Here is a 15,102-nt window from a genome sequence, read left to right as displayed (position 1 = left end):
CGGGGGCCTGCTTTTTTAAAAGCCTGGAAATGAACCCGCTGCATGATCCTTTGTGAATCATAACTATATATACTGTTTAAGTAACATGACGATAATAAGACTCCGGCAAGTTGGCTGGAGTTTTTTGCTTTTTAGAGGGGAGGAATTAACAGCGTAAAAGCTATTAATTATTGAGTATTTCGAATTGTGGAACTTTATCCCGGATGATTGACTTCGGATTGTACGGATGATAAGATAAGTCTCGTGGTTAAGAGATATGCCACAAGAAATACCAACTTATGCGGTCGTGGCGGAATTGGCAGACGCGCTGGATTCAGGTTCCAGTGGTAGCAATGCCGTGGAGGTTCGAGTCCTCTCGACCGCACCAAACCCTCAAGCCAAACTCTTCTTGATGAAGAGTTTTTTTATATGTAATAGAAACCGAAGAACCATTGAAGAAGTATTCCCTGACAGCGGAGCGGGGAATACTTCTTTTTTCGATTCGATCGTGTCGCATTTTTACAATGAGCCTTCGGGCAAGGATGTTAAGATAACAGCAGAACTCAAGAATAAAGGAGCTGCATCACAAATGTCCAATCTTGAAGAGCTTCCTGTTGGAGAAGATTTTCCGTTCGAATCCCGTTATCTTGATGTGAATGGTCATCAGCTGCATTATATCGATCAGGGGGCCGGGATACCTGTTGTTTTTCTCCACGGGAATCCCACCTGGGGTTACACGTTCCGGAATGTGATCCCTTATATGCAGCAATCCGCCAGATGCATTGCGGTTGATCTGATCGGAATGGGCCGATCCGACAAGCCGGATATCGGCTACACCTTTCTGGAGCATGTCGATTATATAAGCCGCTTCATCGAAAAGCTCGGATTGGAGGATATCGTCCTGGTGGGTCATGATTGGGGAATGGCAATTGGTTTGCAGGTGGCGGCCAACCATCCGGATAATGTGAAAGCCGTAGCGATGATCGAGCCGCAAGCCTTGTATCCGAATGCGTCCTGGTCGGATTTCTCCCCGCCGGAATCCAGAGAGCTGTTTCAGAAGCTGCGCGATCCTGAGGAGGGGTGGGCGTTCATGCGGGATAACAGTGTATTTATCGAAGGCATGCCTTATATTATCATCAACCGGACGCTAACGCCGGAAGAACATGAGCAGTATCGGGAACCGTTCCGAAATCCGGATGAGCGGAAGCCGATGTGGGTGTTCCCGAATCAAATTCCCGTTGAAGGCGAGCCAAGCGATGTTGTACAAGCCGTGGAGGAGCGCAACGTGTGGTTTACAGGCAGTGACATTCCGAAAATTTTGTTCTATGCAACGCCCGGCTGCACCGTACGCGAGCCTCAAGTGAATTGGTGCCTCTCTAATCTGCGGAACTTGTCGCTGTTCCATATCGGCACGGGCTTCCATCATCTGCTGGAGGAGAACCCGCATGCGATCGGACAAGAGCTTCTCAGATGGTTTCGTCAGATGAGCGAGGTTTCCCATCGGGTGCTGTAATGGGATTTAAATAAAATCAGAATAAGTTTTGGTATAAGGATTGCGGCGGATCATCTGAATGAGATTTGATGCGGCAGCGGATAAGGGTTCGTTTTTGCGGGTACAGATGGCAATGCTGTTAACTAGGTGGATTCCTTCTACATACACGCGGCATAACTCCCCGCGCGCCACATGATCGCGGACGACCAATGAAGAAACGAAGTTAGCGCCGTATCCGGCAATAACCGCTGTGATTGACTCATGCAATCCATTGAACTGCAATGCTATCCGCGGAGCCGATGAGATGTATGTCCGGCATAAGGCAAATAATCTCTCGCGTGTGGAGCTTCCCTCCTCGCGCATAACAAACGGCTCCTTCATCATCTCCAGTAAAGAAATATACTGATTCGCAAAACGGTGATTCGGCGCCACGACGAACCATAATTCGTCCTGAAACAATTCCTCGGTCTGAACCGTATCCGGATATTCTTCCGGCAAACCTCCATAAATCGCCAAATCCGCCTCCACATTCAAAAGCTGCTTCAGGGCATCGCTGGAGTTGGTTGTCGTAATCGTCATTTCCACTTCTTCATACTGCTGTTTGAAATTGGCAATCCAGGCCGGGATCAAAAAATGGGCAGGCAAATACGTCGCAGCCAACCGGATGTGACCTTTGGCGCCTGTACGGTAATCCTGGGAGAACTGTTCGATCTGCTGTTCAACCGCAAAAAGTCTCTTGGCGAGAAGAGCAAGCTTTTCTCCCGCATCGGTTAAAGCAATTCCCCGGCCATGCGGTTTAAGCAGGGTGAGATTCAATTCTTTTTCGAATTTTTTAACCTGGGCGGTAATGGCCGGCTGGCTTATGTTCAGTAATTCCGAGGCACGAGTCACACTTCCGGTCGCAGCTATCAGATGAAATAAACGTAGGGCGTGAAGATTCATAGCGGCACTCCTTCTCTCAATTCATATATTTAAATTATAAAATGTCTAAAAAGATATATTATATCTATGATTATACTTCAATTACAATGGAGTTGAAAAATAAAAAGGAGTGATAAAGATGAATCAAATGAACACGTGGACCCAAGTAGACCGGTATATTACAGAGCGTCTTATTCCGCATGATCCCGTTCTGGAAAAGGTGTTGGCCGCCAATCATGAGGCTGGGCTGCCGGCGATTGACGTAACGCCAAATCAGGGAAAGTTATTGAACATTTGGGCTCAAATGCAAGGCGCAAAACGGATTCTGGAAATCGGCACATTGGGCGGCTACAGTACAATCTGGCTGGCAAGAGCGCTGCCGGTCGGCGGACATTTGGTCACGATAGAATTAGATCCCCATCACGCCGAAACAGCTCGTATCAACATCTCGCTTGCCGGGCTGGATGACAGGGTAGAGCTTCGGGCAGGGGACGCGCTGGAGCAATTGGCCCTGTTGGAGAAAGAGCAGGCAGCGCCATTCGACCTAATATTTATCGATGCTGATAAGCCAAGCAACCCCGCCTATCTGAAGTGGGCGCTTCATTTTTCACGGAAGGGAACGGTCATTATTGGTGATAACGTCGTCCGTGATGGAGAAATCATAAATGAAAATAGCAGCGATCCGCGCGTCATAGGAGTAAGGGAATTCTATGATTTGCTGGCTGAAGAACCGGGAATTACGGCTACTGCCATTCAGACAGTGGGAAGTAAAGGCTATGACGGGTTCGCAATAGGGATTGTGAATCGCAATGCGGAAGAAACCGCGGGTTAAATTATATGCTACTATTGCTATAGAGAATCTCATTCGCATAGAATGTACAGCTGCGGCTCGACCATTTAACGGGGGGAAGAAATGGAGACAACCAACAAGAACCAATCGGGAACCAACGGGAAGAAGGCAATGGCATTGTCTGGCCATCAGCAGGTTAATGAATATATGAACAATCTCGAGCATCCCCTGAAGAAGGAAATCGAGGCAGTACGAACAATCATATTAGGTGTGGATAAGCAAATCAGCGAACAGATAAAGTGGAATGCGCCGAGCTTCTGTTATGAGGATGAGGATAGAATGACGTTTAATCTTCACGGAAAGGGATTTTTCCGGCTTGTTTTTCATTGCGGGGCCAAGGTAAAAGATGACACTGCGCAGAAGTCTTTGTTTGAGGATGCCACAGGATTATTGGACTGGGCTGCCAGTGACAGGGCGCTCGTGAGGTTTACTGATATGAATGATGTGGAAGCCAAGAAAGAAAAGCTGGTGGAGCTTGTAATGAAATGGCTGGAAGTGACGAGCCCGCGGAAATGATAATGGGACGATGGTTTAGGGCAGGGGGTGTAGCATGCGCTCATATTGGGTTTGGTTTTCGTTTCTGGCGATTGTCTGGATTTGCAATTTTGCTTCTTTTTCAATGAGCCCCGCGGAAATGCCTTGGCGTATCCTTATGAGCGCACTGTTCTTCGCCTTGTATTTCATAACTCCTCTCTTCCGGGAGAAGCCAATTGCACTGACGGTAATTTTAAGCGCTGCCGCCATAATGGCTGTCATTGCGCTTTGGCCGGAAGGCGGAGGATCCCCCAATCCATATCCGCTGCTTGTTTTCTCACTGATCGCAGGGGAGGCGGTTTACAGGCTTCCTGGCCCTCACGCATCGGTAATTAGTGTTATTCTGTTGATTGGGGCGATTTCACCGGGTTACTGGGGCTATTCAACCTTTTCACCGCTGTTTATTGGCTTGTATGGCTTATTGCACGGTGCAGCCTTTATGGTCTTTCGCGGAATCTGGAAGAATGAAGAGGAAATGACTGCCCGGAATGAAGCGCTGCTGAGCGAATATCGTAAAATGAAGCGGCGTATCGTCTCAGACGAGCAAGCGGCGCGTCAGGAGGAGCGGGTACAGGTCGGACGGGATATTCACGATTCTGTCGGGCATAAATTGACGGCGCTGTTAATGCAGCTGGAGGTATTCCGCATGGAGGCAGATCCTGCAGCAGCGGGCCGCATGCAGGCGCTGAAGGTTCTGGCCAAGGAAAGTCTCGAGGAGACGCGCAATGCGGTCAAAGCCTTGAAGCAGCATGAGGCAGGCGGGTTGGCCGCCATTCTGAGCTTGATCCGCAAGCTGGAAGCGGAGAGCTTCATCCGGGTTAATTTTTCTGTGAAGCATGGCGCTCTTTCGGCGCCTTTGAGCAATACGCAGTCCATTGCCGTCTACCGCGCTGTGCAGGAGGCTCTGACGAACATGATGAGGCACAGCAATGCCCGCGATGCCGATATATTGTTTGAAGCGCCCGGCGGAGGCGTATTCAGATTTGAAATTATCAATACACGCAAAGAAAATAAGCCTTTCCGGGAAGGCTTCGGACTCCGCTCCATGCGGGAGAGAATCGAGTCTGCCGGAGGGCAGCTGGATATCCTTGCCTATGAAGAGCAGTTTATCGTGCGGGGGACATTATCGATGGTTAAAAAGGGTGAGGTGGAGGCATGATCAGAATTCTGCTCGCCGAGGATCAGGCAATGGTACGGCAAGGACTCAAAATGATGATCGAAACCGACAGCGAAATGCGGGTCACCGGTGAGGCCGGCAGCGGGAAGGATGCTGTGAAGCTGTGCGAGTCCCGGGCCTTCGACATTATCGTGCTGGATATCCGCATGCCGGAAATGAACGGTCTGGAGGCGGCGCGAATAATCCGGACACGCTGGCCTCAGTGCAAGGTGCTCATGCTTACCACGTTCAACGATGAACAGTACGCGCTGGAGGCGCTGAAGCTTGGGGCAAACGGATATATGCTCAAGGATGCCGAGCCGGAAGCGCTCATCCGCTCCATCAGAAGCTGTCTGGCCGGCGGGCTTGCCCTGCAGGACGACGTGGCGGCCAAGATCATTCCGCAGCTGCTCAGGGGAACCGGAGAAAAGCAGCAGATCGATGCATCCATAACACCCCGTGAGCTGGCGATCATCCGCCAGGTCGGGGTCGGACGGAGCAATCAGGAAATCGCAAGCGACCTGGGGCTATCCGTCGGTACGGTCAAGAATCACCTCAGTCAGGTCATGGATAAGCTGGACCTGCGCGATCGGACGCAGCTGGCCATCTATGCGATCCGGCACGGTATCGTTTGAATAAAAGTGACGCAAGTCATGGTTTGCCAAACTTGAAATGACCGAAGGCAGTGGGAGCACTGTCTTTTTGTATATAAACTTTAAGTATGCCATCGGGATAATAATGAGTGCTTTAACGGATGAAGGATCGCCATAACTCGAAAGGGGGCAAGCAACATGCTGGAAACGGTGGAGCTGCGCAAGGTTTTCAAGGGGAAAACCGCTGTCGACGAAGTCAGCTTGTATCTGGATCAAGGCGAATCGGTCGGTCTGCTCGGACCAAACGGAGCGGGGAAATCGACGACTATTTCAATGATTTCATCACTTCTGAGACCAACGGGCGGAGACGTGAGGCTGAACGGGAAAAGTGTCGTGAAGCATCCGCAGGATATCCGCAGGGTGCTGGGAGTGGTGCCGCAGGAAATCGCCTTGTACGAAGAGCTGTCGGCCTATGAGAATCTGAAATTTTTCGGCCGCATTTATAAGCTGAGAGGCAGCGGGCTGGAACTGAAAATTCAAGAAGTGCTGGAGATGGTCGGTCTTCGTGAGCGGCAGAAGGAATTGATCAGAACGTTCTCGGGCGGTATGAAACGTCGTATCAATATTGCCGCTGCCCTGCTGCATGATCCGCAGATTGTGATCATGGATGAGCCGACTGTCGGAATTGATCCGCAGTCCCGCAATCACATTCTGGACACCGTCCGGCTGCTGAACAGGGAGAAGGGCACGACCGTTCTGTATACGAGCCATTACATGGAAGAGGTCGAACAATTATGCAGCCGCGTATACATCATGGATCATGGCCGGATTATTGCTTCGGGCACCCAGGAGGAATTGCGGCGCATTTTATCCGGGGAAGATACTCTGCTTATCGAGCTTAACGAGCCGAGCCCGGAGCTTGCCCGGGAGCTTCAGGCATTGAAGCCGGTCAGGATGGCCGAAGAAACGGAAAAAGGGCTGAAGCTGATTGTCATGAAACAGAGCGGCATTCTCTCCGAGGTGGTCAAAGAGGCTGAGCGGCAGCATGTGCAGATTGTAAACATCCACGTACACACACCAAGTCTGGAAGATGTATTCCTGCATCTGACCGGCCGCAAATTAAGGGATTAGCTTCTCATAAGAATAAACGTGCGAAGGAAAGTTTGCTGCTGCAAAACGTGAGGGAGGGGACCTGGTTGGGACCATTTATTAGAAAGGATTTCCTGGTTTTGTGGAGAGACCGCATGGAAATGATCATCTCAATCCTGACATCTCTCGTCATTATTGTCATTCTGGGATTCACTACGTCATCCTGGGTGGAAAAATCGGATGCTCCGCTGCAAATGACCGTGGCCATCGTCAATGAAGACAACGAAGCGGCTGCTCTGGCACAATTCCGGAGTTCATCCGCATCACTATCTTTGCCTGGGAAATTCGTATCGTCGCTTGAGAATCAGCCTGAACAAATACTGCCGGCCTCACTGCTGATGCAAAGGATGGAGGAACAATCCTTCATCACAACCCATGTGATGGATAGCGAGACCGCCCGTAACCGGCTGCAGCATAAAGATATAGAAGCGATAATTACCATTCCCGAAGGCTTCACTCTGGCGGCACTGAACAAGATGCTGCTGAATGAAGGGGGCGGCGCCGCTATCACGCTAACGGCGGATCACCGTTCATCGATGCGGATTGACGTGCTGCAGGATCTGATCAACGAATTTATGCAATCATTGAATCTGCAATCTGCGATCGATCATACGCTGGATACGCGTACAGCAGCGCCAGACCTGACTGAAGCGGTATCTCCGGCTGGCGGACTGGAGACGATAGCCGGTGTAAAGCCGCTCACTTCATTTCAATATTATGCCATCGCAATCAGTATCGTGTTTGCCCTGTTTATCTCCATCACAACCGCTGTGAAAGCAATAACCGAGAAGAGGGAGCATGTGTTTCAGCGAATCCTGCTGGCAGGCAGTCACCCGTTCCAATATCTGGCCGGGAAAGTTGGATCGACCTTCTGTATGTCACTGCTGCAATTATCGATCCTTATTCTTCTGTCCCACTTTATTTTCAATTTGTTCCCGGGACGCTCGCTTCAATTTTGGTCGGGTATGGCATTGATTACGATAGCGACCTCCCTGAGCGTGGCAGCTTTCTCCGCATTGTTCACCTCTATGACCTTTCGGATGAAAGACTCGGCGGCAAGCGGATTGTTTTCCCTTATCATCGGAATACTGGGGACGATCGGAGGGAGCTTTATTCCCAAATACATTCTGCCCGATTGGCTTAAACAGGCCGGAGAATGGACGCCTAACGGCGTTTCCTTATCCGTCTTCATCCAGTGGATCGGGCAGGATTCGTTTACTGTTCTGACGATGCCATTTCTGAAGTTGGCGGTTTTCTCGATCATGTTGATTGTACTGGGATGCTTGCTGTTTCCGAGAAGGGGGCGGATCTGATGTTTCCGGTATTTTTGGCGCAATGGATCAAAGACAGGCGGTCCCCGGTTCTGGTTCTCGTTTTTCTTGCGATCAGCATTGGGGCTACTCTTCTATCCAGCAGCTTGATGGGCTCCAATAAAATGAAGATCGATGTCTTCGGCGATCAAGGGCTCACTAAAGCGGAAGCCGAGTCATGGATAGACCGGTTAAATCAAAGTGAGGCTTATCAGTTCAAGCTCCGGGACGAAAAACAGGCCCGGCTGGACGTCCGCGAAGGAAGGGCGGATGTCGCGGTCAAGCTCATGGCGGAGGATTACCGGATGATTGCAGCGGTTGACGGTCCTAATGTTGAAATCGTGGAAAGACAAGTACACGCGGTCTTCGAGAAGGAGCTGAAGCTGCGCGCTGCAGCAGGACTGGCAGAGGACGCAAGCGGATTCCGGCAGGCAGCGGATCGTGATCTCCAGCAGCCGGCTCTTACGCTGCGGACACAGTCATTGAACGGGCAAGCTATCGCCAAGTATGATATGAGCGTACATTATTTATTCGGCTTCACCTTGTTCCTGGTCATTTTTACCATCGGATTCAAGGTCAGTTCCCTGACATCTGAAAAAGCCTCCGGCATATGGAACCGGGTCATTCTGTCGCCTGTACGCAAAACGGAAATGTACCTGGGACATCTGCTATACAGCTCTCTGGTCGGATTCGCGCAAATTGCAATTGTTTTTCTCGTCTTCCGTTATGGATTCGGCTATCAGCTGGGCGAGCAATTCGGCATGCTGCTTATTCTCGGGGCCTTGTATACCTTTGCAATGGTGGCGTTTGCCATGCTGCTTGCAGGGATACTGAGAACACCGGAGCAATTCAACTCGGTGCTGCCGGCCATCGTCCCGATTATGCCCATGCTTGGCGGAGTGTATGTCCCGCCCGGCACACTCACGAATCCAATCATTCTTGGCTTGGCGCAGATTTTCCCGCTGACCCATGCACTGCAGGCATTAACGGGAGTGGCAATTTATGAGGATGGATGGTCCGATGTGCTGATGCCTGCCGCCAAGCTGTTGTTGATAGGCGTGGTATGCCTTGGAGTGGGAATTAATTTAATGGAACGCCAAAGGGCATAATCGTTGTGATGACCGTGTGAGCCATAATAACTGCACGATGCAAAAAAAGATCCTCAAAACCGATGCGGTTGAGGATCTTTTGGCAATATGGAATGAGCTATTCGAATAAATCCGTGACCGCGCCTTTGGATGCCGACGATACCAGCCGCGCGTATTTGGCAAGCACGCCTGTCGTAAATTTCAGCGGCAGCGGAGTCCATTCGCGGGTCCGTTTCTCCAGCTCCTCCGGGGTAACCTGGAATGAAATGTCCTGTGTTTCACTGTCGATAGTCACGGTATCCCCCTCCTGCAGCAGGGCAATGGGGCCGCCTGTCTGCGCTTCCGGCGCAACATGCCCCACGACGAAGCCGTGCGATCCGCCTGAAAATCTTCCGTCGGTGATCAGGGCAACCTCACCGCCAAGACCTTTTCCGACAATCAGAGCCGTGACGGACAGCATCTCGGGCATGCCCGGTCCGCCCTTGGGACCGCAGTACCGGATGACCAGCACATCCCCTTTCTGGATTTCATTGTTCAAAATCGCGGCTGTTGCCGCGTCCTCGCTGTCGTATACCCGGGCAGGGCCGGTAAAACGCAGCTTTTTCATCCCGGACATCTTGGCAATGGCTCCCTCAGGCGCCAAATTTCCACGCAGCACGACCAAGGGGCCGCTTGGCTTCAGAGGGTTATCGAACGGACGGATAATATCCTGATTCTCCTGCAAAGGCGCAGCCTCCGCCAGGTTCTCAGCCAATGTCCTGCCTGTAACGGTCATGCAGTCCCCGTGAAGAAAGCCCTGGTCGAGAAGAAGCTTCATCACACCGGGAACACCGCCGATATCATTAAGGTCCTGCATGACATATTTGCCGCTCGGCTTCAAATCCGCAAGATGAGGAACCTTGATTCGTATGCGCTCGAAATCGTCATAGGTCAAATCAACCTGCACCGAATGGGCAATGGCGATCAGATGGAGGAACGCGTTGGTTGAACCGCCTAGAGCCATGACAACGGTGATCGCATTCTCGAATGCCTTCTTGGTCATGATATCACGAGGATAAATTCCCTTCTCCAGGAGCTCGAGCACGCTTCGTCCCGCTTCCTCGCATTCCACCGCTTTATTGGCGGAGACAGCCGGGGTGGAAGAAGAGCCGGGCAGACTCATTCCCATTGCTTCGGCGGCTGAGGCCATGGTGTTGGCCGTATACATGCCGCCGCAGGCACCGGCTCCGGGACAGGCATTGCACTCGACCTTATGCAGTTCTTCATCGGTCATTCTGCCGTCATGATATTGGCCGACTGCTTCGAAGGCGCTGACAATATCGATATCTTTGCCATCCAGCTTCCCAGGCTGGATCGTTCCTCCATACACATAGACAGCCGGCAAATTCATGCGCCCGATGGCCATGAGGCAAGCAGGGGTGTTTTTATCGCACCCGCCAACGGCAACCAGGCCGTCAAACCGTTCCGCGTTCGTTACGATTTCAATGGAGTCCGCTATCGCTTCACGGCTGGGCAGCGAATACAGCATGCCTTCATGTCCCATTGAAATCCCGTCCGAAACGGTAATGGTATTGAATATCAGCGGGGCGCCGCCATGATCCTGAATTCCCTTTTTCGCCTGGACGGCCAAGTCATTAATATGGATATTGCACGGAGTGACCTCGCTCCAGGTGCTTGCCACGCCGATCATGGGCTTCTTGAAATCCGCATCCTGAAATCCGACTGCCCGGAGCATGGCGCGGTTAGGGACGCGGTTCACGCCCTCGCTGATGACTTTGCTGCGAATTCTCAAATCTTTTTTGTCTGCCATTCTTGTTCATTCCTCTCGTCGTCAGATTAACGCATACAGCTCATGCATCGGTCTGATCAGGTTTTGTTTCATCATTGCGGAAGCCTTGTCCGGATCCTGCTTCTCCAAGGCTGCAATGATGGAGGCATGCTCTTCCACCGAGGTTAAGGTCGCGGCGACCGGCTGCTTCAAAAAGACATATTTGAACCTTCTGATGTGAATTTGGAGCGATGCGCTGAAGGAAGCGATGTAGGCGTTGTCCGAAGCCTCAACGATCAGATTATGGAATTGTTCGTCAAGCTCCATCGCCTGGTATGGCTGGCCGATCCCGATGGCATGAGCGAACTGTCCGTTAAGCTCCTTTAGCAGCTCAATCTGCTGCGGCAATAGGAGTCTTGACGAATATTCGGCAGCGAGCGCATGCAGCGCGGCAAGAGTCGGATACATTTTGAGAATATCGTCCTTCTCGATACGGGTAACCCTGGTTTCTTTGCCGGGATGCATGGAAACCAGTCCCTGGACTTCCAGCAGCTGAAAAGCTTCCCTGATCGGCGTTCTGCTGACAGCCAGAGATTCTGCCAGCTCGGCGTCGATTAATTTCTCGCCCGGTCCAAGGGTCCCGTCAATGATCCATCGCTGGATTTGCGAGAAGGCTCTTTCTTTGGCGGACATTCGAATGGGAGAGGAGAAATTCTCAGGTATGGGCATTTGCATCATCCTTATTCATAATGTTATATGCAATATATCGCATACATATATCGATTGCAAGTGAAATCGGGATGGAGCCGAATATTGTCCATCATAAACCGTCAATGGTCAATTGTTCTCTCCCTTGCTCCCTTGTAAAGTTAAAGCATATCAGGAAAGGGGCGCGAGGCAATGGACAAGAAGATTCCACAGGCAACAGTCCGTGAGGAAATAGTCGAAATCCCCACTTACGGGGTCGGCAAGCCGGATAAAAACCCGATGTTTCTGGAGAAACGGGTTTATCAGGGCAGTTCGGGGAAGGTCTATCCCCATCCGGTAATTGATAAAATAAACGATGACAAGGAACTGCGGGCTTACCGGATGATTATTCTGGAGAATGAGTTTCTGCGGATTGAAATCATGCCGGAAATCGGCGGACGAATCTACCGTGCAGTAGATAAGACGAATAACTATGATTTTGTTTATTATAACCGGGTCATCAAGCCTGCCTTGGTCGGCCTGGCGGGGCCGTGGATTTCAGGCGGGATTGAATTTAACTGGCCGCAGCATCACAGGCCCAATACGTACGGAGCGGTGGAATGTACGTTTGGCGAAAATGAGGACGGCAGCGCAACGGTATGGGTCAGCGAGATTGACCGGATGTACGGCACCAAGATGACTGCCGGATTCACGCTCCATGCGGGAGCGGCCTATCTGGAGATCAATGCGCAGCTGTACAATCGCACACCGGAGCCGCAAACATTCCTGTGGTGGGCCAATCCGGCGGTAGCGGTCAATGACCACACCCAATCGGTATTCCCACCGGACGTCCATGCCGTATTCGATCATGGCAAGCGCGATGTATCCCGTTTTCCTATAGCGACTGGAACCTATTACAAAATGGATTATTCCGCCGGGGTCGATATTTCCCGGTATGCCAACATTCCGGTTCCCACCTCGTACATGGCATATCATTCCGACTATAATTTTGTCGGGGGTTACGATCACGCGGTTCAGGCGGGTCTGCTGCATGTCGCCAACCATCATATTTCGCCGGGCAAAAAACAGTGGACATGGGGCAATGGGGAATTCGGCCAGGCGTGGGACCGCAATCTGACAGACGAGGATGGTCCTTACATTGAGCTTATGACGGGAGTCTACACCGATAACCAGCCCGACTTCACCTGGCTTCAGCCTTATGAGGAGAAATCCTTCACCCAATATTTCATGCCTTACAAGCAGATTGGCGTCGTGAAAAATGCTTCCAGGGATGCCGCAGTCAACCTGGAGGTGGATTCCGCGGACCGCAGCATCCGGATACAGGTCTATGCGACGTCCCGGTTCGAAAATGCCACGGTAGAACTGTCCAGCGCCCGCAGCCGTTATTTGCTGCTGAGCGTGAGCCTGTCGCCGCTTGAATCGTTCACGCAGACGATGCAGCTTCATGAAGACGATCAGGCCCACGACCTCATGCTTACTGTACGCGATGCGGCAGGACGTACGCTGGTCGGCTATCAGCCCAAAAAACCGGCAATCGAGAAAATGCCTGAGGCCGCACAGCCGATGCCTGCACCGCAGGAGCTGCTGACGGTGGAAGAGCTGCTGCTGGCCGGTCTTCATCTGGAGCAGTACCGCCATGCGACATTCGAGCCGGAGGAGTATTATCTGGAAGGATTGAAGCGCAGTGCCGGCGATATCCGCATCAATGTTGCCTATGGCACGCTTCTGCTGCGCAGAGGCCTGTTCACAGAGGCGGAGACGCATTTCCGGCGCGCAATCAAGACCTTGACGGCGCGCAATACCAATCCGTACGACAGCGAGGCCTATTACCAGCTGGGCGTTTCGCTCAAGCTGCAGGAACGTCACGAAGAAGCCTTCGAAGCGCTGTACAAATCGGTATGGTCCGCCGCGTGGCAGGACAGTGGATATTTTACGCTCGCTCAAATCGCCGGCGCCAGAAAGTCCTATGAGGAAGCGCTGGAGCTGACAGAGCGCTCGCTTATCCGCAATACGCGGAATTATAAGGCGCGCCATCTGAAAACAGCGCTGCTGCGGAAGCTTGGCAGGTATGAAGCGGCTGTAAGCGCGGCAGTGGAAACATTGAACCTTGATGTTGCAGACTTCGGCGCAAATTATGAAAAATATTTAAACCTCGATGCAAGGGGCCTGCATGAAGAAGCGGCTGCCTCCCTGGACAATTTCAGGTATTTGCTGCGCGGCGATGCGCATAATTATTTGCAGCTGGCCGCTGACTATGTGGGCTGCGGGCTGTACGAGGAAGCAGCTGACGTATTGCATGGAGCCCTGCCGGATCAAGCCGGGGATGTATATCCAATGCTGCATTACACATTGGGATATTTATATGGGAAGCTTGGAAGACAGGATGATTCCGCGAAACAGTTACGGGCGGGGCAGGCAGCCTCTTCAGCATACTGTTTCCCTAACAGCCTGCTCGACATGCAGGTGCTGGAATATGCTTTGGGGCAAAACCCTGGCGATGCACGGGCTCATTATTATCTGGGCAACTTGTTATATGATAAGAAAAGGCATCAGGAGGCCATCCGGCATTGGGAAGCCTCAACAGAGCTGGATTCTTCGTTTCCAACGTCCCACCGCAATCTGGCGCTGGCCTATTTCAATAAACAGAACGATCCCGGGAAAGCCCGGACCTATCTGGAGCTTGCTTATGCCGCAGACCAGAGCGACGCGCGGGTGCTGTACGAGCTCGACCAGCTGTACAAAAAGCTCGGCATCAGCGCGCAGGAGCGTCTTGATCATTTGAGCAGCCATCCGGATCAGGTGAGAATGCGCGATGATTTATTTGTAGAGTATGTCACTCTGCATAACACGGTACGCAGGCATGAGGAAGCGATCGGCCTGTTGAATTCCCGCAAATTCCATCCATGGGAAGGTGGGGAAGGCAAGGTTACCGGTCAGTATGTGCTGGCGCATGTGGAGCTGGGCAAGAAGCTTCTTGCTGAACAGGCATATCAGGAAGCGGAGAAAGTGCTGCTGCGCGCGCTCGTGTATCCGGATAATCTGGGCGAGGGGAAGCTGGCCGGCGCACAGGAGAACAATATTTACTATTACCTGGGATGTGCGCTGGAAGCGGATGGACGCAATGAAGAAGCAAAGAAGGCATTCCGCCTTGCTTCGCAGGGTATTGATGAGCCTGCGGGAGCGATGTTCTATAATGATCAGCCGCCGGATACGATTTTCTACCAGGGGCTTGCCTGGTCCAGGCTGCAAGGGGATAAGGAAGCGGCTTCCCGCTTCAATAAACTGATTGATTATGGGGAAACCCATCTGTTTGACAAGGTTAAGCTCGATTATTTTGCTGTTTCGCTTCCCGATTTTCTGGTGTTCGATGACGATCTGAACAGACGCAATGAAATCCACTGCCGCTATATGATCGGCCTCGGCCATCTGGGGCTTGGCCGCTTGGCTGAATCGCAGGCTCAATTGGAGGAAGTGCTCCGCCTTGAACCCAATCATCAAGGGGCAATCATTCATTTGCAAACCGCGGAGTAAACGAGAATAATGGCAGGGGAGAA

At 51.8% G+C, this 15,102-nt stretch carries 12 protein-coding genes and 1 tRNA gene; 10 read left to right on the top strand and 3 right to left on the bottom strand.

Annotation, left to right across the window (positions count from 1 at the left end; translation table 11 throughout):
* Positions 1-280 precede the first annotated feature (280 nt).
* Both AC0YOA_RS04975 and AC0YOA_RS04970 read left to right on the top strand, forming a co-directional pair.
* Positions 281-367: transfer RNA gene (locus AC0YOA_RS04975), tRNA-Leu, on the top strand.
* Between the two features lie 201 nt (positions 368-568).
* Positions 569-1,492, top strand: a complete 924-nt coding sequence (locus tag AC0YOA_RS04970; protein ID WP_475785670.1) for a haloalkane dehalogenase — start codon at positions 569-571, stop codon at positions 1,490-1,492.
* A gap of 6 nt (positions 1,493-1,498) precedes the next feature.
* Here the strand turns inward: AC0YOA_RS04970 and AC0YOA_RS04965 are convergent, their stop codons facing one another.
* Positions 1,499-2,413, bottom strand: coding sequence for a LysR family transcriptional regulator (locus AC0YOA_RS04965; RefSeq protein ID WP_475785669.1), 915 nt, complete (start codon positions 2,411-2,413; stop codon positions 1,499-1,501).
* A 118-nt stretch (positions 2,414-2,531) separates the two neighbouring features.
* Here AC0YOA_RS04965 and AC0YOA_RS04960 point away from each other — a divergent pair, with 118 nt between their 5' ends.
* The 7 genes from AC0YOA_RS04960 to AC0YOA_RS04930 all read left to right on the top strand — a co-directional run bounded on the left by AC0YOA_RS04960 (position 2,532) and on the right by AC0YOA_RS04930 (position 9,093).
* On the top strand, positions 2,532-3,224 hold the full coding sequence (locus AC0YOA_RS04960) for an O-methyltransferase (protein ID WP_475785668.1): 693 nt from the start codon (positions 2,532-2,534) through the stop codon (positions 3,222-3,224).
* 81 nt (positions 3,225-3,305) lie between these two features.
* Positions 3,306-3,758, top strand: a complete 453-nt coding sequence (locus tag AC0YOA_RS04955) for a DUF1801 domain-containing protein (RefSeq protein WP_475785667.1) — start codon at positions 3,306-3,308, stop codon at positions 3,756-3,758.
* Between the two features lie 118 nt (positions 3,759-3,876).
* Complete coding sequence (locus tag AC0YOA_RS04950; RefSeq protein WP_475785666.1) at positions 3,877-4,935, top strand: sensor histidine kinase; 1,059 nt, start codon at positions 3,877-3,879, stop codon at positions 4,933-4,935.
* Positions 4,932-5,567 (top strand): response regulator, encoded by a 636-nt coding sequence (locus AC0YOA_RS04945; RefSeq protein ID WP_475785665.1) that lies wholly within the window; start codon positions 4,932-4,934, stop codon positions 5,565-5,567. The genes AC0YOA_RS04950 and AC0YOA_RS04945 overlap by 4 nt, the downstream gene beginning before the upstream one ends.
* A gap of 156 nt (positions 5,568-5,723) precedes the next feature.
* Positions 5,724-6,656 (top strand): ABC transporter ATP-binding protein, encoded by a 933-nt coding sequence (locus tag AC0YOA_RS04940; RefSeq protein WP_210039558.1) that lies wholly within the window; start codon positions 5,724-5,726, stop codon positions 6,654-6,656.
* 113 nt (positions 6,657-6,769) lie between these two features.
* A complete protein-coding gene (locus AC0YOA_RS04935) occupies positions 6,770-7,987 on the top strand; it encodes an ABC transporter permease (protein WP_475785664.1) in 1,218 nt (405 codons plus the stop codon).
* On the top strand, positions 7,987-9,093 hold the full coding sequence (locus AC0YOA_RS04930) for an ABC transporter permease (protein ID WP_475785663.1): 1,107 nt from the start codon (positions 7,987-7,989) through the stop codon (positions 9,091-9,093). The genes AC0YOA_RS04935 and AC0YOA_RS04930 overlap by 1 nt, the downstream gene beginning before the upstream one ends.
* A 97-nt stretch (positions 9,094-9,190) precedes the next feature.
* Here the strand turns inward: AC0YOA_RS04930 and ilvD are convergent, their stop codons facing one another.
* Both ilvD and AC0YOA_RS04920 read right to left on the bottom strand, forming a co-directional pair.
* Positions 9,191-10,882 carry a dihydroxy-acid dehydratase gene (gene ilvD / locus AC0YOA_RS04925; RefSeq protein WP_475785662.1) on the bottom strand — a complete coding sequence of 564 codons (1,692 nt, stop codon included), beginning with the start codon at positions 10,880-10,882 and terminating at the stop codon, positions 9,191-9,193.
* Positions 10,883-10,903: 21 nt separating this feature from the next.
* Complete coding sequence (locus AC0YOA_RS04920; protein WP_475785661.1) at positions 10,904-11,569, bottom strand: GntR family transcriptional regulator; 666 nt, start codon at positions 11,567-11,569, stop codon at positions 10,904-10,906.
* 171 nt (positions 11,570-11,740) lie between these two features.
* Here AC0YOA_RS04920 and AC0YOA_RS04915 point away from each other — a divergent pair, with 171 nt between their 5' ends.
* Positions 11,741-15,079 carry a DUF5107 domain-containing protein gene (locus AC0YOA_RS04915; protein WP_475785660.1) on the top strand — a complete coding sequence of 1,113 codons (3,339 nt, stop codon included), beginning with the start codon at positions 11,741-11,743 and terminating at the stop codon, positions 15,077-15,079.
* The last annotated feature ends 23 nt before the right edge of the window (positions 15,080-15,102 follow it).

It is taken from the genome of Paenibacillus sp. JT22N12, assembly GCF_056269365.1.
Note: the sequence above shows the minus strand (reverse complement) of the source record. Positions and strands in the feature narration are given on the sequence as shown.